At 61.8% G+C, this 16,419-nt stretch carries 15 protein-coding genes and 1 pseudogene; 12 read left to right on the top strand and 4 right to left on the bottom strand.

Annotation, left to right across the window (positions count from 1 at the left end; all coding sequences use genetic code 11):
- Positions 1 to 28 precede the first annotated feature (28 nt).
- The 8 genes and pseudogenes from C4J88_RS02140 (at position 29) to C4J88_RS02105 (ending at position 6,494) form a co-directional block, all read left to right on the top strand.
- Entirely contained in the window at positions 29 to 1,276 is a 1,248-nt protein-coding gene (locus C4J88_RS02140) for an NAD(P)/FAD-dependent oxidoreductase (protein WP_124365548.1), read from the top strand.
- On the top strand, positions 1,273 to 2,022 hold the full coding sequence (locus tag C4J88_RS02135; RefSeq protein WP_124365547.1) for a class I SAM-dependent methyltransferase: 750 nt from the start codon (positions 1,273 to 1,275) through the stop codon (positions 2,020 to 2,022). Before C4J88_RS02140 ends, C4J88_RS02135 begins: the two co-directional genes overlap by 4 nt.
- Positions 2,019 to 2,501 carry a hypothetical protein gene (locus C4J88_RS02130; RefSeq protein ID WP_124406094.1) on the top strand — a complete coding sequence of 161 codons (483 nt, stop codon included), beginning with the start codon at positions 2,019 to 2,021 and terminating at the stop codon, positions 2,499 to 2,501. Before C4J88_RS02135 ends, C4J88_RS02130 begins: the two co-directional genes overlap by 4 nt.
- Complete coding sequence (locus C4J88_RS02125; RefSeq protein WP_124406093.1) at positions 2,498 to 3,664, top strand: beta-ketoacyl-[acyl-carrier-protein] synthase family protein; 1,167 nt, start codon at positions 2,498 to 2,500, stop codon at positions 3,662 to 3,664. Before C4J88_RS02130 ends, C4J88_RS02125 begins: the two co-directional genes overlap by 4 nt.
- On the top strand, positions 3,661 to 4,122 hold the full coding sequence (locus C4J88_RS02120) for a hotdog family protein (RefSeq protein ID WP_124406092.1): 462 nt from the start codon (positions 3,661 to 3,663) through the stop codon (positions 4,120 to 4,122). The genes C4J88_RS02125 and C4J88_RS02120 overlap by 4 nt, the downstream gene beginning before the upstream one ends.
- Positions 4,119 to 4,847, top strand: coding sequence for a 3-oxoacyl-ACP reductase FabG (fabG, locus tag C4J88_RS02115; protein ID WP_124406091.1), 729 nt, complete (start codon positions 4,119 to 4,121; stop codon positions 4,845 to 4,847). The genes C4J88_RS02120 and fabG overlap by 4 nt, the downstream gene beginning before the upstream one ends.
- A pseudogene (locus C4J88_RS02110) lies at positions 4,847 to 6,072 on the top strand (beta-ketoacyl-ACP synthase). Before fabG ends, C4J88_RS02110 begins: the two are co-directional and overlap by 1 nt.
- Positions 6,073 to 6,098: 26 nt before the next feature.
- On the top strand, positions 6,099 to 6,494 hold the full coding sequence (locus C4J88_RS02105) for a hypothetical protein (protein ID WP_124360929.1): 396 nt from the start codon (positions 6,099 to 6,101) through the stop codon (positions 6,492 to 6,494).
- Positions 6,495 to 6,686: 192 nt separating this feature from the next.
- Here the strand turns inward: C4J88_RS02105 and C4J88_RS02100 are convergent, their stop codons facing one another.
- The gene (locus C4J88_RS02100) at positions 6,687 to 7,073 is read right to left on the bottom strand and encodes a type II toxin-antitoxin system PemK/MazF family toxin (protein ID WP_124406090.1); all 387 of its coding nucleotides are present in this window, start codon (positions 7,071 to 7,073) and stop codon (positions 6,687 to 6,689) included.
- A gap of 88 nt (positions 7,074 to 7,161) precedes the next feature.
- On the bottom strand, positions 7,162 to 8,055 hold the full coding sequence (locus C4J88_RS02095; RefSeq protein ID WP_124406089.1) for a LysR family transcriptional regulator: 894 nt from the start codon (positions 8,053 to 8,055) through the stop codon (positions 7,162 to 7,164).
- Positions 8,056 to 8,178: 123 nt separating this feature from the next.
- Between C4J88_RS02095 and C4J88_RS02090 the strand changes: the two genes are divergently transcribed.
- Positions 8,179 to 9,453 (top strand): MFS transporter, encoded by a 1,275-nt coding sequence (locus C4J88_RS02090; protein WP_124406088.1) that lies wholly within the window; start codon positions 8,179 to 8,181, stop codon positions 9,451 to 9,453.
- A gap of 35 nt (positions 9,454 to 9,488) precedes the next feature.
- Here C4J88_RS02090 and C4J88_RS02085 read toward each other — a convergent pair whose 3' ends face one another.
- Positions 9,489 to 10,865: an L-serine ammonia-lyase gene (locus C4J88_RS02085; protein WP_124406087.1), complete on the bottom strand. Its 1,377-nt coding sequence runs from the start codon at positions 10,863 to 10,865 to the stop codon at positions 9,489 to 9,491.
- 416 nt (positions 10,866 to 11,281) lie between these two features.
- On the opposite strand from C4J88_RS02085, the gene C4J88_RS02080 reads away from it, so the two are divergent.
- From C4J88_RS02080 to choV, 3 genes are all read left to right on the top strand, one after another.
- Positions 11,282 to 12,229: a choline ABC transporter substrate-binding protein gene (locus tag C4J88_RS02080; RefSeq protein WP_124406086.1), complete on the top strand. Its 948-nt coding sequence runs from the start codon at positions 11,282 to 11,284 to the stop codon at positions 12,227 to 12,229.
- Between the two features lie 69 nt (positions 12,230 to 12,298).
- A complete protein-coding gene (choW, locus tag C4J88_RS02075) occupies positions 12,299 to 13,144 on the top strand; it encodes a choline ABC transporter permease subunit (protein WP_003194913.1) in 846 nt (281 codons plus the stop codon).
- The gene (gene choV / locus C4J88_RS02070) at positions 13,141 to 14,319 is read left to right on the top strand and encodes a choline ABC transporter ATP-binding protein (protein WP_124365537.1); all 1,179 of its coding nucleotides are present in this window, start codon (positions 13,141 to 13,143) and stop codon (positions 14,317 to 14,319) included. Before choW ends, choV begins: the two co-directional genes overlap by 4 nt.
- 143 nt (positions 14,320 to 14,462) lie before the next feature.
- Here the strand turns inward: choV and C4J88_RS02065 are convergent, their stop codons facing one another.
- Positions 14,463 to 16,397 carry a BCCT family transporter gene (locus C4J88_RS02065; RefSeq protein ID WP_256659121.1) on the bottom strand — a complete coding sequence of 645 codons (1,935 nt, stop codon included), beginning with the start codon at positions 16,395 to 16,397 and terminating at the stop codon, positions 14,463 to 14,465.
- Positions 16,398 to 16,419: the final 22 nt, after the last annotated feature.

Genomic DNA, 16,419 nt, shown 5'->3' with positions numbered 1-16,419 from the left:
ATTATCGCCAAAGCGGCAAGGAGCCTTCGTGCCCACAGTTGAAATGGAACGTCGCCAAGTGGTGGTGATCGGTGCCGGGCCGTCCGGGGCCATCGCGGCCGCGCTGCTCAAGCGCAAAGGGCATGATGTATTGATTATCGAGCGCCAGCATTTTCCGCGCTTCTCGATTGGCGAAAGCCTGCTGTCGCACTGCATCGACTTTATCGAAGAAGCCGGCATGCTCGACGCCGTGCAGGCGGCCGGCTTTCAACTGAAAACCGGTGCCGCGTTCGCCTGGGGCGAGCGCTACAGCGCGTTCGATTTCGGTGACACCTTCAGCAACGGCAAGCCGACGACCTTCCAGGTGCAGCGCGCCGAGTTCGACAAGCTGCTGGCCGATCAGGCGGCATTGCAGGGTGTGGAAATCCGTTACGGCGAAAGCATCGTCGGCGTGGACTTTTCCGGCGAGTGTCGTTACCTGCACGTACGCCGCGAGAATGGCAGCGAGTACCACCTCAAGGCCAAATTCGTGCTGGATGCCAGTGGCTATGGCCGCGTGCTGCCGCGCCTGCTGGACCTTGAAGCCCCGTCGAATTTTCCGCTGCGCCAGGCCGTGTTCACCCACGTCGAAGACCGCATCGAACACCCAGGCTTCGACCGCACCAAGATTCTGGTGACCACCCATCCCGAGAAGCGCGATATCTGGTTCTGGACCATCCCGTTCAGCAACGGCCGTTGCTCAGTGGGCGTGGTCGCGGCCAAGGAGCACTTCGACGGCCACGACGGCGACCTCGACGCCTGCCTGCGCGGGTTTATCGAGCAAACCCCGAGCCTGTCCGGCGTGCTGCAAAACGCCGTGTGGGACACCCCGGCGCGCAGCATCGGCGGCTATTCGGCCAACGTCAAAACCCTGCACGGTCCGGGCTTTGCGCTGCTGGGCAACGCGGCGGAGTTTCTCGACCCGGTGTTCTCTTCCGGCGTGACCATCGCCATGCGTTCGGCGAGCATGGCCGCCGGCTTGCTGCATCGCCAACTGCAAGGCGAAACGGTGGACTGGCAAACCGAGTTCGCCGAACCGTTGAAGCGCGGCGTCGACACCTTCCGCTGCTACGTCGAGGGCTGGTACGCCGGGACGTTCCAGGATGTGATTTTCCACGCCGGCAGTTCGCCGGAGATTCGCCGCATGATCAGTTCGATTCTCGCCGGTTACGCCTGGGATGAACGCAACCCGTTCGTCAGCGAGCCCAAGCGGCGCCTGCGCATGTTGTCGCAAATCTGCGCGAGTGAGACGGTATGACCAGCCCTGCCGTTGAAAAAAACTACCTGAGTAAGAACTACGTCGAAGAAACCCGGTTCGGCTTCTGGTTCCTGCGCAGCCACACCTGGCAGCACCATGTGCTCCGCGTAGCGATCAACGACCTGCGCAGCCTGTTCAGCGAACCGCTGCCGGTGGCGCCGGTGTTGCTCGACGCCGGCTGCGGCCAGGGCAAATCCTTCAACTTGCTGCAGCAGGTGTTTGCGCCCTCGCGTTTGATCGGCCTGGATGCCGACCCCCACAGCCTGGCGCTGAGCCGCGAAGAAGCCGCTCGCCAGGGCCTGGCCGTGGAGTTGATCGCCAGCGACTGCGCCACCCTCGACGTTCCCGACGCCAGCGTCGATATCGTGTTTTGCCACCAGACCTTTCACCACCTGGTCGAGCAACATCGCGCACTCAAGGAGTTTTATCGGGTACTCAAGCCGGGCGGTTATTTGCTGTTTGCCGAGTCCACCGAAGCCTATATCGACACCTGGGTAATTCGCTGGCTGTTCCGCCACCCGATGCACGTACAAAAAAGCGCCGAGGAGTATCTGCAGATGCTGCGCGAGCAAGGCTTTGAATTCGGCGCGGGGAACGTCTCGTACCCCTATTTGTGGTGGAGCCGTTCCAGCGATTTCGGCCTGCTGGAACGCTGGGGCCTGCGCAAGGCGCCGCCGGTGGGCCAGCGTGAGGAAACCCTGGTCAACTGTGTGGCGCGCAAGCCGTTAGAGGCCGCGAGCTCATGATGCGCCGGCTGTTGATGGGTTGCCTGTTGCTGCTCAGCGCGTGCGCCAGCCAGGCACCGTTACCCGAGAAAATCCCGGCGCTGGCCTTGCCGATGCAATTGCATGTGCAACGCCTGGAGGGCGAGCGCAGCCAGGACTGGCTGTTGGTGATCCAGCGTGAAGGCGCGGCGATTCGCTGGTCGATGATGGATCCGCTGGGCATTCCCCAGGCCCGGCAGAAGCTGATCGACGGGCAATGGCAGGCCGACGGCTTGCTGCCGCCCAATCCCCAGGCGCGAGCGCTGTTCGCCGCGCTGCTGTTTGCCCTGGCCTCGGCGGATGACGTGCGTGCGCTGTATCCTTCGGCCCAGGCCAGGGACCTCACGCGAACGCTGCCGGGCCATTGGCAAATCGTCTATCAGTCCTCGGAGGTGTTCAGCGTGAACATGGCGGGCCAACCGTTGAGCTATCGCATTACTCCGCTGGGGGGCGGCCGATGACTGCCTACCTCAATGCGCTCGGCGTAATCTGTGCCCTCGGTCGCGGCCAGGCCGAGGTCAGCCGCAGCCTGTTTGCCGGTGACTGCAGCGGCATGCGCGCCGAGAGCGGCTGGGTGCCGGAGCGTGTGGTGCCGGTCGCAGCGGTGCGCGGCGAACTGGCGACCATTCCGGCGCAATTGGGCCAGCAGAGCAGCCGCAATAACCAGTTGCTGCTGGAAGCGGCGTTGCAGATCGAGGCGCAGATTCGTCAGGTGATCGACACCTACGGCGCCTCACGGGTGGGCGTTGTGCTGGGCACCAGCACTTCGGGCATCGACGAAGCCAGTCGCGGCATTGCCCACTACCTGCGCGATCACGCGTTCCCTGGCGACTACGACTACCAGCAGCAGGAACTCAGCGCTCCGGCGAATTTCCTCGCCGACTGGCTGCAGTTGAGCGGCCCGGCCTATGTGATTTCCACCGCCTGCACGTCCAGCGCCCGCGCATTGATGAGCGCCCAGCGCCTGCTCGACTTGCGCGTGTGCGATGCGGTGCTCTGCGGCGGCGTCGACAGCCTGTGCAGGCTGACGCTGAACGGGTTTACCGCGCTGGAAGCGGTGTCTGCCGAGCGCTGCAATCCGTTCTCGGTGAACCGCGACGGCATCAATATCGGCGAAGCGGCGGTGTTGTTCGTGATGAGTCGCGAGGCGGCGCCGGTCGCCCTGCTGGGCAGCGGCGCCAGTTGCGACGCGCACCATATCTCCGCGCCCGAGCCCAGCGGCAAGGGGGCGTTGCAGGCGATGCGCAAGGCCCTGGCCAACGCGAAACTTACGCCCGAGCAGATCGGTTACCTGAACCTGCACGGCACCGCCACCCAACACAACGACGCCATGGAAAGCCAGGCGGTCGCCAGCCTGTTTCCGGGCGGCGTGGCCTGTTCGTCGACCAAACCCATGAGCGGCCATACCCTCGGCGCGGCGGGCGCACTGGAAGCGGCGTTCTGCTGGTTGAGCCTGACTCACGGCCTTGTCCCGCCCCATGTGTGGGACGGCCACATTGACCCGGCGCTGCCCGCGTTGCAGTGGGCGCACAAGGGCGACACCCTGGAAAAACCCTACCTGATGAGCAACTCGTTTGCCTTCGGCGGCAACAACGTCAGCCTGATTATTGGAGAGGCCCCATGATCGATTGGCCACTCGCCGAACTGCTGCCCCACGCGGGCGACATGATCCTGATCGACCAGGTGCTGTCGTTCGATGAAGAGCAGGTGCATACCCGCCTCACCGTCAAGCCTGGTGGCCTGTTCAACCGCGCAGACGGCAGCCTGCCGGCCTGGGTCGGTATCGAGCTGATGGCGCAAAGCGTCGCCGCCTATGCCGGTTGTCGCGCGCGCCAGCAAGGCCTGCCGGTGGAACTGGGCTTCCTGTTGGGCACGCGTAAATTCGAGTGCAACGTGGAACACTTCCCGGTCGGCGCCGAGCTGAACATCCACGGCCTGCGCTCCCTGGAAGACGACAATGGCATGGGGGTGTTCGAATGCCACCTCACTGGCGACGCAATCCAGGCCAGCGCACGCTTGAACGTATTTCGACCGCCCCAGGCGGCCAACTATTTAGCTGAAACGAAGGACGAAACGCCATGACTGAATCCGTACTGGTCACCGGCTCCAGCCGTGGCATCGGCCGCGCCATTGCCCTGCGCCTGGCCCAGGCCGGGCATGACATCGTGCTGCATTGTCGCAGCGGGCGTGCCGAAGCCGACGCGGTACAGGTCGAGATCCAAGCCCTGGGCCGCCAGGCGCGGGTGCTGCAGTTCGATGTGGCAGACCGCGCCGCGTGCAAGGCAATCCTTGAAGCCGATGTGGAGCAGCACGGCGCTTATTACGGCGTGGTGCTCAACGCTGGCCTGACCCGCGACGGCGCCTTCCCGGCCCTGTCGGAAGAGGACTGGGACGTGGTGATGCGCACCAACCTCGACGGTTTCTACAACGTGCTGCACCCGGTGATGATGCCGATGATTCGTCGGCGTGCCGCCGGGCGCATCGTGTGCATCACCTCGGTTTCCGGGCTGATCGGCAACCGTGGCCAGGTCAACTACAGCGCTTCCAAAGCGGGCCTGATCGGCGCAGCCAAGGCGCTGGCCATCGAGCTGGGCAAGCGCAAGATCACCGTCAACTGTGTCGCACCGGGCTTGATCGACACCGCCATGCTGGATGAAAACGTACCGGTGCAGGAGCTGATGAAGATGATCCCGGCGCAGCGCATGGGCACCCCGGAAGAAGTCGCCGGGGCGGTGAACTTCCTGATGTCGGCCGAGGCCGGCTATATCACGCGCCAGGTGTTGGCCGTGAACGGGGGCTTGTGCTGATGAAGCGCGTCGTCGTCACCGGCATGGCCGGCATGACCTCCCTGGGCAGCGATTGGGACACCATCGCCGCCAACTTTCGCGCCAACCGCAGCGGCATCCGGCGTATGGATGAGTGGGACCGTTTCACCGAATTGAACACGCGCTTGGCCGGGCCGATCGATGATTTCGTCGTGCCCGCGCACTGGACGCGCAAACAGCTGCGCAGCATGGGCCGTGTCTCGCGCCTGGCGGTGTGGGCAGCGGAGCAGGCGTTGCAGGATGCCGGCTTGCTCGGTGACGCGTCGATCAAGGACGGGCGCATGGGCGTGGCGTGTGGTTCGTCCACCGGCAGCACCGATGAGATCAAGGCGTTCGGCAACATGCTGCTGAACTCGGTGGCCGAGGGGCTGAATGCCAACTCCTATGTGCGCATGATGCCGCACACCACGGCGGCGAATATCAGCATCTTTTTGGCCTGACCGGCCGCTTGATCCCCACCTCCAGCGCTTGCACCAGCGGCAGCCAGGGCATCGGTTATGCCTACGAGGCGATCAAGTTCGGCCGCCTGCCCTTGATGCTGGCCGGAGGCGCCGAAGAGCTGTGCCCCACCGAGGCCATGGTGTTCGACGCGCTCTACGCCACCAGCCTGAAAAACGACGCGCCCCAAACCAGCCCGCGCCCCTACGACAGCGGCCGCGATGGGCTGGTGATCGGTGAAGGCGGCGGCATGCTGGTGCTGGAAGAATTGGAACACGCGTTGGCGCGGGGTGCGCATATTCATGCTGAACTGGTTGGTTTCGGCAGCAATGCCGACGGCCAGCACACTACCCGTCCGGAGCAGAAAACCATGCGTCGCGCCATGGAACTGGCGCTGGAGGATGCCGGGATTGAGCCGTCCGCCATCGGCTACGTGAACGGCCACGGCACCGCCACCGACCAGGGCGACATCGCCGAAACCCTGGCCACCAGCAGCCTGTTCGGTCCTCGCATGCCCATCAGTTCGCAGAAGAGTTTCCTTGGTCACACCTTGGGCGCGTGTGGGGCGCTGGAGTCATGGTTCAGCATCGAGATGATGAACCGCGACCAATACGTGCACACCTTCAACCTGGACGCCGTCGACCCGCAATGCGGCGAGCTGGATTACCTGCAAGGTGGCTTTCGCGAGATGCATCACGACTACGTGATGAACAACAATTTTGCCTTCGGCGGCGTCAACACCTCGTTGATCTTCCGCCGCTGGTCCTGACTTTTTAATCAATTGGAGAAAACGGAATGTCTTCCCTGCTACGCGCTACCCTGATCACCCTGGCCCTGCTGACCACCGCCGGCTGCACCAATAAACCGGTACTTAACACCCAGCACGAACTGCCGGCCACCACTCAGGTCAGCGAAGAAAAAATGAAACAGGTGATCGTCGCCGCCCTGCAAAAACGCGAGTGGACGGTACAACGCCTGAGCCCGCAACTGGTGCAGGCCGAGATCACCGTGCGCAACCAGTTTTATGCAGCCATCGATATTCGCTACACCCGCAACAGCTACGCCATCACCTACCGCGACAGCCGCGACCTGGGCTACAAGGACGGCAAGATCCATCGCAACTACAACCGTTGGATCAGCATGCTGGACCGCGACATCATGGCCGGGTTGCGCTCGGCGGGAATGCAGTAACGCCAGAAACGACAAAGGGCGCCTTTCGGCGCCCTCTTCTCAAACAGGTTGGCTTGTCATCGCCGCTTCCTGCCTGGCTCTGCGATGGCTGGTTGCCCAGGATCCTCAGAGTCTCACAAGCCCCTTTCGGGAACTCGGCCAGTATGCCTGAAAACAGGCGGCCTGCAATCAGTGGCAGAATGCCGTCTTACTTTATCGCAACCCAAGCGCACTGCGCACCGCCGCCTTTATTGCCAAGAATTGGTCACCGGTGAGTTCTGCGATTTTGTAAGTTCGTTTGCCATGACGATCTTTACTCTTGATTCGGTCCAGTCGGCCCAAGCTAACTGTCGCAACGATGTCGCATTTTGCCCAGCAGATCGGGCTCGCTCCCTGAAGGTGGCTATCAAGCTGCAAATGATGCTCCAACACCTGCTGTGGGGCGGTGGTACTCAGAGGGACCACCGTGACGAGCAGCTTATTAGTCCGATGTTTGCGTACCACAATAACGGGCCGAATCTTGGTGATTTCCGGAACCTCGTAGCCACGAAAATCACAAATCAACACGCTGCCCTCCTTGGGCTGATAGAGAAGTGCCATCCATATTCACTCGCTTGAAAAACAGCGATTTTGCGCAAGTTTCTCTCGAATAACTAAGCCGGTTGCGTTACCTGATATGTGACCCGGCCTACACCTGCGCCTTACGCGTCAACAACTCCACAAACGCCTGCGCCATCGGCGACTGCGCGCCCTTGCGCTGCACCAGCCACACCGCCGTCACCGCCTCCGGGTCCAGCAAGGTGCGGTACACCACGCCATCGATGCGGATACGCTGGTAAGACGCGGGCAGCACCGACACCCCCAAGCCCGCCGCCACCAGGCCAATGATGGTCATCGCCTCGCCTGCTTCCTGGGCAAAGTGCGGGCTGAACCCGGCGTCGCGGGCCAGATTGAGCAATTGTGCATAGAGACCACTGCCATAACTGCGCGGGAAAAATACAAAGGGTTCGTCAGCCAATTGCGCCAGGTGCAAGCCGCCTTCGCTGCCCTGGGCCAACGGGTGCCCGGCGCTCAATACCGCCACCAACGGCTCGCGCATCAGCTCGATCACACTGAGGGAATCCGGCAACGGCAACGGTCGCATGAGCCCGACCTGGATCGACTCATCGAGCAACGATTCGGCCACCTGGGTGCTGCTCATTTCTTCCAGGCTCAAATGCACCGCCGCAAACGCCTGGCGAAACGCAAAGATCGCCTGCGGGATGCTGGCGTTGAACGGCGCCGACGACGTGAAGCCGATTTTCAGCTCTCCAAGCTCCCCCAACTGCGCACGTCGCGCGACGTCTGCCGCTTTATCGACCTGCGCCAGCACCAGGCGCGCCTCGTGCAGAAACAGTCGCCCTGCTTCGCTCAGCTCGACCCGACGATTGGTGCGCTCAAATAAGCGCGCACCCACGTCTTGCTCCAACGCCTGAATTTGTTGGCTCAACGGCGGTTGCGAGATGCCCAGCACTTGCGCGGCGCGGCCAAAATGCAGCTCCTCGGCGACGGCGATGAAGTACCGCAGGTGACGTAATTCCATGCAAACCTCATTAGGTCGCTAAAGCTATCAAACGGGTCGAACAATATATTGGAAAGAATCATTAGCCAGCTATATTCTTTTTCGTATTGCCGGCCGTGGCAGTCTTTCCTCCCCGAGGTCACCGTGAAATTTGCTGTTGCTGCACACGCTCAAGAAGCCCCGCCCACTGCCCTGGATGAGGTCGTCGCGCAGCTCAACGACGAGTACATCGAAAAAGGCACGCCGATGTTCATGCGCACGGTGTTGGCGCTGTTCTCCGGCGGCTTTGCCACGTTTGCCCTGTTGTATTGCGTGCAGCCGATGATGCCGGCGCTGTCCCACGAGTTTTCCATCAATGCCGCACAAAGCAGCCTGATCCTGTCGGTCGCCACGGCGATGCTTGCTTTCGGCCTGCTGATTACCGGGCCGGTTTCCGACAGGCTGGGGCGCAAGCCGGTGATGGTCGCCGCGTTGTTCTGCGCAGCGCTGGCCACCATTGCCAGCGGCTTAATGCCGGGCTGGGAAGGCATCCTGTTGATGCGGGCGCTGGTGGGCTTGTCCTTGAGCGGCCTGGCCGCCGTGGCCATGACCTACCTGAGCGAAGAGATCCACCCGCAGCACATCGGTTTGGCCATGGGCCTGTACATCGGCGGCAATGCGATTGGTGGCATGAGCGGGCGCTTGATCATCGGCGTGCTGATCGACTTCGTCAGTTGGCACACCGCAATGCTGATCATCGGCGCCCTGGCGCTGATCGCCGCAACGGTGTTCTGGAAAATCCTCCCCGAATCGCGCAACTTCCGCGCCAGCAGCCTCAAGCCGCGAAACCTGCTGGACGGCTTTGTCATGCACTTCAAGGACGCGGGCCTGCCGTGGCTGTTCCTTGAAGCTTTCCTGCTGATGGGCGCGTTTGTCACGCTGTTCAACTACATCGGCTATCGTCTGCTGGCCGATCCGTATGACCTGAGCCAAGCCGTGGTCGGCCTGCTGTCGCTGGTGTATCTGTCGGGCATCTACAGCTCGGCAAAAATCGGCTCCCTCGCCGACCGCCTGGGCCGCCGCCGCGTGCTGTGGGGCACCATTGTGCTGATGCTCGCCGGCATGGCCCTGACACTCTTCACCCCGCTATGGCTGGTGGTGCCGGGCATGCTGATCTTTACCTTCGGCTTCTTCGGCGCCCACTCGGTAGCCAGCAGCTGGATCGGCCGTCGTGCGGTGAAGGCGAAGGGACAGGCGTCGTCGCTGTATCTGTTCTGCTATTACGCAGGTTCAAGCATTGCCGGCACAGCGGGCGGATTCTTCTGGCACTTTGCCGGATGGAACGGGATAGGCGCATTTATCCTGGCGTTGCTGATCGGCGCGTTGCTGGTGGCGTTGAGGTTGGCGAAGTTGGCGCCGTTGGGCCATGTGAAGGCCTGAGATCACCTGCGTCTGCCGATGCAGGTGACCCGGTCTCAGCACTCAACCGCACTCACCGCCAACCCGCCCCGCGACGTCTCTTTGTACTTGTCATGCATATCTGCACCGGTATCGCGCATGGTGCGGATCACCCGGTCCAGGGAGATAAAATGCTGCCCATCGCCGCGCAAGGCCATTTGTGCGGCGTTGATCGCCTTGACCGCCGCAATCGCATTGCGCTCGATACACGGCACTTGCACCAAGCCGCCCACCGGGTCGCAGGTCAGGCCCAGGTTATGTTCCAGGCCGATTTCTGCGGCGTTGCACAGTTGCTCGGGGGTGGCGCCGAGAATTTCGGCCAAGCCCGCTGCGGCCATGGCGCAGGCGGAACCGACTTCGCCCTGGCAACCGACTTCGGCGCCGGAGATCGAGGCGTTCTTTTTGCACAGAATGCCCACCGCCGCCGCGCCGAGCAGGTAGTCGACCACGTTGGCCTCCGTCACCTCTTCACTGAACTTCATGAAGTAATGCAGCACTGCCGGGATGATCCCCGCTGCGCCATTGGTGGGCGCCGTCACCATGCGTCCACCGGCGGCGTTTTCTTCATTGACCGCCAGGGCGAACAGGTTCACCCACTCCATGGCACTCAAGGTCGAACCGATCACATTGGGCTTGTTCAACTCCTGCAGACTGCGGTGCAACTTGGCCGCGCGACGGCGCACGTTCAAGCCGCCAGGCAGGATGCCTTCATGCTTGAGGCCTTCCTCCACGCACGCCTGCATGGCACGCCACAGGGTCATCAGGCCACTGCGGATTTCTTCTTCGGAGCGCCAGACCTTCTCATTGGCCAGCATCAGTTCGGCGACGCGCAGGTTGTGGGTCTTGCACAGCTGCAACAGTTCTGCGGCGCTGGAAAAGTCATACGGCAGCTCGGTGCGGTCCATGTCCGCCACGCCGCTCTGGGCCTGGGCTTCATCCACCACAAAACCGCCGCCCACCGAGTAGTAGGTGTCGCGGTGCAACTCGCCGTCAGCATCGAACACCACCAGGGTCATGGCGTTGGGATGGAACGGCAGGTTTTCGTCGAGCAGACGCATGTCCCGTGACCATATGAACGGCACCGGCAAGCGACCGTCGAGCAACAGGGTCTCGGTTTCGCGCAGCGTGTGAATGCGCACGCCAATCTGGGACGGGTCGATTGCGTCCGGCCACTCGCCCATCAGCCCCATAATGCTGGCGGTGTCGCTGCCATGGCCGATGCCGGTGGCCGACAAGGAACCGTAGAGTTGCACTTCGACACGCCGAACCTGTTCCAACAGGCCACGTTCGCGTAACGTTTGAACGAACAACGCCGCAGCGCGCATGGGGCCGACGGTGTGAGAGCTGGAGGGCCCGATGCCGATCTTGAACAAGTCGAAAACGCTGATAGCCATTAACCTGAAACTCCTCGATAAGCGCGGCCAGGCTTGAACGAGGTGCTACGCTCAGATCGCCCAGATGGCGGCATCATCCAGCTTTTATCCGCCGTCACGGCGTCTCACACCGACGCACCCATGCTCACCAGCGTCGCTAACGTGCGATCGCCTGTTTTGGCCGTTTTTAACGGTGCAGATGAGTAAAAACTGCAGTTTCACTGTGGTAAAAATCTGTAAGCGACGTCACCGACACTGGATGCGACCCTCCCTGTACTGGATACGACGCCCCCTGTAGGCGTCAGATTTTCACTGGTACATGATCAGTCTCGACTCGTTTGCAAGGCACCGTGCCAGAGCTGTCCGACGCATACTCCAATAGCAGCACCTATAAAGCGCGGCGAATGCCGCCAGAAAAAACACAGGAGTCTACCCCGATGAAAGGTTCACCCTCGTTGTTGTTGGCCGCCATGCTGAGTCTGCCGGTCATGGCGCACGCTGCAGAACCGGAACAATGCAAGACCGTCAACTTCTCCGATGTCGGCTGGACCGACATCACCGTCACCACCGCGACCACCAGCGAAATCCTCAAGGGCCTGGGCTACAAGCCGCGCACCACGATGATTTCGGTCCCCGTGACCTACAAGTCCCTGGCTGACGGCAAGAACATGGACATCTTCCTCGGCAACTGGATGCCGACCATGGAAAACGACATCAAGCAGTACCGCGATGCCGGCACCGTGGAAACCGTACGCGCCAACCTGGAGAACGCCAAGTACACCCTGGCGGTGCCCGAAGCGCTGTATGACAAGGGCCTGAAAGACTTCGCCGATATCGCCAAATTCAAGGATGAGCTGGGCGGCAAGATCTACGGCATCGAGCCGGGTAACGACGGCAACCGCACCATCCAGACGCTGATCGACAAGGATGCCTTCGGCCTCAAGAAGGCCGGTTTCAAAGTGGTCGAGTCCAGCGAAGCCGGGATGCTCTCCCAGGTTGAGCGCGCCACCAAGCGCGGCCAGGCCATCGTGTTCCTCGGCTGGGAACCGCACCCGATGAACACCCGTTTCAAGATGAAGTACCTGACCGGGGGTGACGATTCGTTCGGCCCCAACTACGGCCAGGCCACCATCTACACCAACACCCGCAAGGGCTACACCCAGGAATGCAGCAACGTCGGCCAACTGCTGAAAAACCTGCAGTTCACGCTGAACATGGAAAGCACCCTGATGGGCAACGTCCTGGACGACAAAATGAAGCCCGATGCTGCCGCCAAGGCCTGGCTGCAGAAGAACCCGCAAGTCCTCGACACCTGGCTGGCCGGTGTCACCACCGTTGATGGCCAACCAGGGCTCGATGCCGTTAAAGCTTACCTCGCCAAATAGCACCCGCTGACCCCGGGGCGGTGCGCTGCCCCGGGATGTTTCCCTCTTCGCATGTGGACATTCACTACCATGCTGACTGAACAGAAAATCCCACTAGGCCAGTACATCGCTGCCTTCGTCGACTGGTTGACCCAACACGGTGCCAACTATTTCGACGCAATCGCATCGACACTGGAAACGATGATCCACGGCGTGACGTTTGCGCTGACCTGGTTCAATCCGCTGGCATTGATCGGTCTGATTGCGCTGCTGGCTCACTTTATCCAACGCAAATGGGGCCTGACCGTCTTTGTCATCGCCTCCTTCCTGCTGATCCTCAACCTGGGGTACTGGCAGGAAACCATGGAAACCCTCGCGCAGGTGCTGTTCGCCACCCTGGTCTGCGTGGTCATCGGCGTGCCGCTGGGCATTGTTGCCGCGCACAAGCCGATGTTCTACACCATGATGCGGCCGGTACTCGATCTGATGCAGACCGTACCGACCTTCGTCTACCTCATCCCTACCCTGACCCTCTTCGGGCTGGGTGTGGTGCCCGGCTTGATTTCCACGGTAGTGTTCGCGATTGCCGCGCCGATCCGCCTGACCTACCTGGGCATCCGCGATGTACCGCAAGAGTTGATGGATGCCGGCAAAGCCTTTGGCTGCTCGCGCCGTCAGTTGCTCTCACGCATTGAACTGCCCCACGCGATGCCGAGCATTGCCGCCGGTATTACCCAATGCATCATGCTGTCGTTGTCGATGGTGGTGATCGCGGCGCTCGTCGGCGCCGATGGCCTCGGCAAGCCGGTGGTCAACGCACTCAACACCGCTGACATCGCCCTGGGCTTCGAAGCCGGGCTGGCCATCGTGTTGCTGGCCATCATGCTCGACCGTATCTGCAAACAACCCGACGCCAAAGTAGGGGGTGATGCATGAGCATTATCCGATTCGATAAAGTCGACGTGATCTTTTCCAAAGACCCACGCGAAGCGCTCAAGCTGCTGGACCAGGGCATGAGCCGTAACGAAATCCTGAAGAAAACCGGGCAGATTGTCGGCGTTGAAAACGCAAGCCTGGATGTGGAGAAAGGTGAGATCTGCGTGCTGATGGGCCTGTCGGGCTCCGGCAAATCCAGCTTGCTGCGCTGCATCAACGGCCTCAACACCGTCAGCCGTGGCCAATTGTTCGTGGAGCATGAAGGTCGCCAGATCGACATCGCGTCCTGCACCCCCGCCGAGCTGAAAATGATGCGCACCAAACGCATCGCCATGGTGTTCCAGAAGTTCGCCCTGATGCCCTGGCTGACGGTGCGCGAGAACATCAGCTTCGGCCTGGAAATGCAGGGCCGTCCGGAGAAGGAACGGCGCACCCTGGTCGATGAAAAACTCGAGCTGGTGGGCCTGAGCCAATGGCGCAACAAGAAGCCCGATGAGCTGTCCGGCGGCATGCAACAGCGCGTGGGCCTGGCCCGTGCGTTGGCGATGGACGCCGATATCCTGCTGATGGACGAACCCTTCTCCGCCCTCGACCCGCTGATCCGCCAGGGCCTGCAGGATGAGCTGCTGGAGCTGCAACGCAAGCTGAGCAAGACCATCGTGTTCGTCAGCCACGACCTCGACGAAGCCCTCAAGCTGGGCAGCCGCATCGCGATCATGAAAGACGGCAAGATCATCCAGTACAGCGTGCCGGAAGAAATCGTGCTGAACCCGGCGGACGACTATGTGCGCACCTTCGTCGCCCACACCAACCCACTGAACGTACTGTGCGGCCGCAGCCTGATGCGCACGCTGGATAACTGCACGCGGGTGAACGGTTCGGTATGCCTGGACCCAGGCGCCGACTCCTGGCTGGACCTGGCCGAAGGCAACACCATCCAGGGCGCACGCCAGAATGGCGTGGTGATGAACCTGCAGAACTGGGCGCCGGGGCAAGCGGTGGAGGGCTTGGGCCGGGTGCCGACGCTGGTGGACTCCAATATCGGCATGCGTGACGCCTTGCAGATCCGCTATCAGACGGGGAACAAGCTGGTGTTGCATGACAACAACAAAGTGGTGGGGATCCTGGGCGACAGCGAGCTGTATCACGCCCTCCTAGGCAAGAACCTGGGCTGACCAACACCGCAAAACAACTGAAGGAACCAGGTCAATGTGGGAGGGGGCTTGCTCCCGATTGCGGTGTATCAGCATCAAATGTGCTGACTGACACACCGCTATCGGGAGCAAGCCCCCTCCCACATTTAGCGCATTGCCTGGCTTCAGCTGTAAACCCGGCCAAGGAGCTGCCGATGGCTTTCGAACTGATCGAGCACGTCACGGGTGATCTGCTCCTGGGTGAAGCCCATCAGGTCGTATTCCTGCGGCCCGTTGTGCAGGTACACCTCAGCGCGGTAGTAGCGGGTGCGTTCTTCTTCGGGCAGGTCAGTGGGCGCCGAGGAATAAGCATCCAGGCTGACTTCGTAGACGAACGGGTTGCCCTCTTCCATCTCGATCCGCACACCGATGCAGCGTTTGGATTTGCCCAGCAAGGTCTGCACTTCCAATCCCTGCTCGCGCAACGCTGTGGCGGCTTCTTCCAATGCCGGCGTGACGTGCTTGTCCATAAAGCGTTGCACGGTGCCCTGGCTCGGTTGCAGGTCGAGCGCGGTCAGGCGCTCGCTGAACCCCCGGCGCCCGCGTTCAGCCAACTGCGCCTGCTCTTGTTCGATGGCCACATCCTGGCGCATGGCCTTGTGCAAACCGAACATGAACAGAATCAGAACCACCGAGAACGGCAACCCCGCCAGCACCACCATGGTCTGCATGGCTTCGAAGTTGCCGGCGAACAGCAGGCCGATGGTCACCAGGGTGATCACCGCCGACCAGAAGATCCGCAGCCAGTGCGGCGCATCTTCATCCACGTTGCCGCCTTTGCACGACAGGTTGGCCATCATCACCGCGCCGGAATCCGCAGGCGTCAAGAACAGCACGAAGCCCACGAAGATCGACACGCCAATGACGACTTTCGACGCCGGGTAATGCTCAAGCAGCTGGTAGATGGCCATGGACGGCTGTTCCAGCGCAGTCTTGCCCAGCTCCACCGCGCCATGGTTCAGCACCAGGTCCAACGCCGAGTTACCGAAGATCGACAACCACGCCAGGGTGAAGCCCAGCGGGATCAGCAGCACGCCGGCGACCAGTTCGCGCACGGTGCGGCCACGGGAAATGCGCGCAATGAACATGCCCACGAATGGCGCCCAGGAAATCCACCAGGCCCAGTAGAACAGGGTCCACAGGCCCATCCAGCGCTCGGTCTTGTCGGCGTCGCCTTCGTACACATAGAGGTCGAAGGTTTTCAGAATGATGCCGTTGAGGTAGTCACCGGTGTTTTGCACCAGGCCGTTGAGCAGGTGCAGGGTGGGGCCGAACAGCAGCACGAAGATCAGCAAACCGCTGAACAACACGATGTTGAGGTTGGACAGGCGGCGAATGCCATTCTCCACACCCGACACCGCAGCGATGGTCGCCACCGTGCTCATCACAATGATCACGATCAGCAGGTTGGTGTTGCTGTGCGCCATGCCGAACAGGTTTTCCAACCCGGACGACACCTGCATCGAACCGATCCCCAGGTTGGTCACCAGGCCGAGCAGGGTCACGAACATGCCGAAACCGTCCACCGCATGGCCGGCCGCGCCCTTCACCCAACGCTCGCCCACCAGCGGGTACAGCGCCGAACGCAGGGCCAGCGGCTGGTTGTGGCGGTACGCGAAGTACGCCACGGCCAGGCCGACCAGCGCATAGATCGCCCAGCCATGCAGGCCCCAGTGCAGGAAGGTCAGTTGCAGCGCCTGACGTGCCGCGCCATTGCTGGCGGCCGTGCCTTCGGGCGGGTTGAAGTAGTGGTCCAGGGGCTCGGAGGCGCCGAAGTACAGCAGCGAAATGCCGATGCCCGACGAAAACAGCATGCCGGCCCAGGCGCCGTAGCTGAAGTCCGGGGTGTCGTCCTTGCTGCCCAGTTTCAACTTGCCGTAGGACGAAAACGCCAGGCCGACCACGAACACCAGGTAGGCGGCGATGACCACCATGTAGTACCAGCCGAAGCTTTTCGACAGCCAGGCCTGGGCGACGCCGAGCATGCGCCCGGCCTCCTGCGGGGCGATGATCAGAATGGCGGTCAACAACAGAATCAGCGCGGTGGAGGTGTAGAACACCCAACCGTTGACCCGGACCTTT

The sequence above is a fragment of the Pseudomonas sp. R4-39-08 genome (assembly GCF_003852275.1).
In the GTDB taxonomy this organism is placed as follows: domain Bacteria; phylum Pseudomonadota; class Gammaproteobacteria; order Pseudomonadales; family Pseudomonadaceae; genus Aquipseudomonas.
The sequence above is the reverse complement of the archived record's forward strand: the minus strand, read 5'-3'. Positions and strand labels throughout refer to the sequence as shown.

What these genes read in the sequence shown, in the direction of transcription:
- C4J88_RS02135 (WP_124365547.1), top strand. Translation starts at nt 1,273, where the DNA reads ATGACCAGCCCTGCCGTTGAAAAAAACTACCTGAGTAAGAACTACGTC.
- C4J88_RS02130 (WP_124406094.1), top strand. Translation starts at nt 2,019, where the DNA reads ATGATGCGCCGGCTGTTGATGGGTTGCCTGTTGCTGCTCAGCGCGTGC.
- C4J88_RS02125 (WP_124406093.1), top strand. Translation starts at nt 2,498, where the DNA reads ATGACTGCCTACCTCAATGCGCTCGGCGTAATCTGTGCCCTCGGTCGC.
- C4J88_RS02120 (WP_124406092.1), top strand. Translation starts at nt 3,661, where the DNA reads ATGATCGATTGGCCACTCGCCGAACTGCTGCCCCACGCGGGCGACATG.
- fabG (WP_124406091.1), top strand. Translation starts at nt 4,119, where the DNA reads ATGACTGAATCCGTACTGGTCACCGGCTCCAGCCGTGGCATCGGCCGC.
- C4J88_RS02105 (WP_124360929.1), top strand. Translation starts at nt 6,099, where the DNA reads ATGTCTTCCCTGCTACGCGCTACCCTGATCACCCTGGCCCTGCTGACC.
- C4J88_RS02100 (WP_124406090.1), bottom strand. Translation starts at nt 7,073, where the DNA reads ATGGCACTTCTCTATCAGCCCAAGGAGGGCAGCGTGTTGATTTGTGAT.
- C4J88_RS02095 (WP_124406089.1), bottom strand. Translation starts at nt 8,055, where the DNA reads ATGGAATTACGTCACCTGCGGTACTTCATCGCCGTCGCCGAGGAGCTG.
- C4J88_RS02085 (WP_124406087.1), bottom strand. Translation starts at nt 10,865, where the DNA reads ATGGCTATCAGCGTTTTCGACTTGTTCAAGATCGGCATCGGGCCCTCC.
- C4J88_RS02080 (WP_124406086.1), top strand. Translation starts at nt 11,282, where the DNA reads ATGAAAGGTTCACCCTCGTTGTTGTTGGCCGCCATGCTGAGTCTGCCG.
- choW (WP_003194913.1), top strand. Translation starts at nt 12,299, where the DNA reads ATGCTGACTGAACAGAAAATCCCACTAGGCCAGTACATCGCTGCCTTC.
- choV (WP_124365537.1), top strand. Translation starts at nt 13,141, where the DNA reads ATGAGCATTATCCGATTCGATAAAGTCGACGTGATCTTTTCCAAAGAC.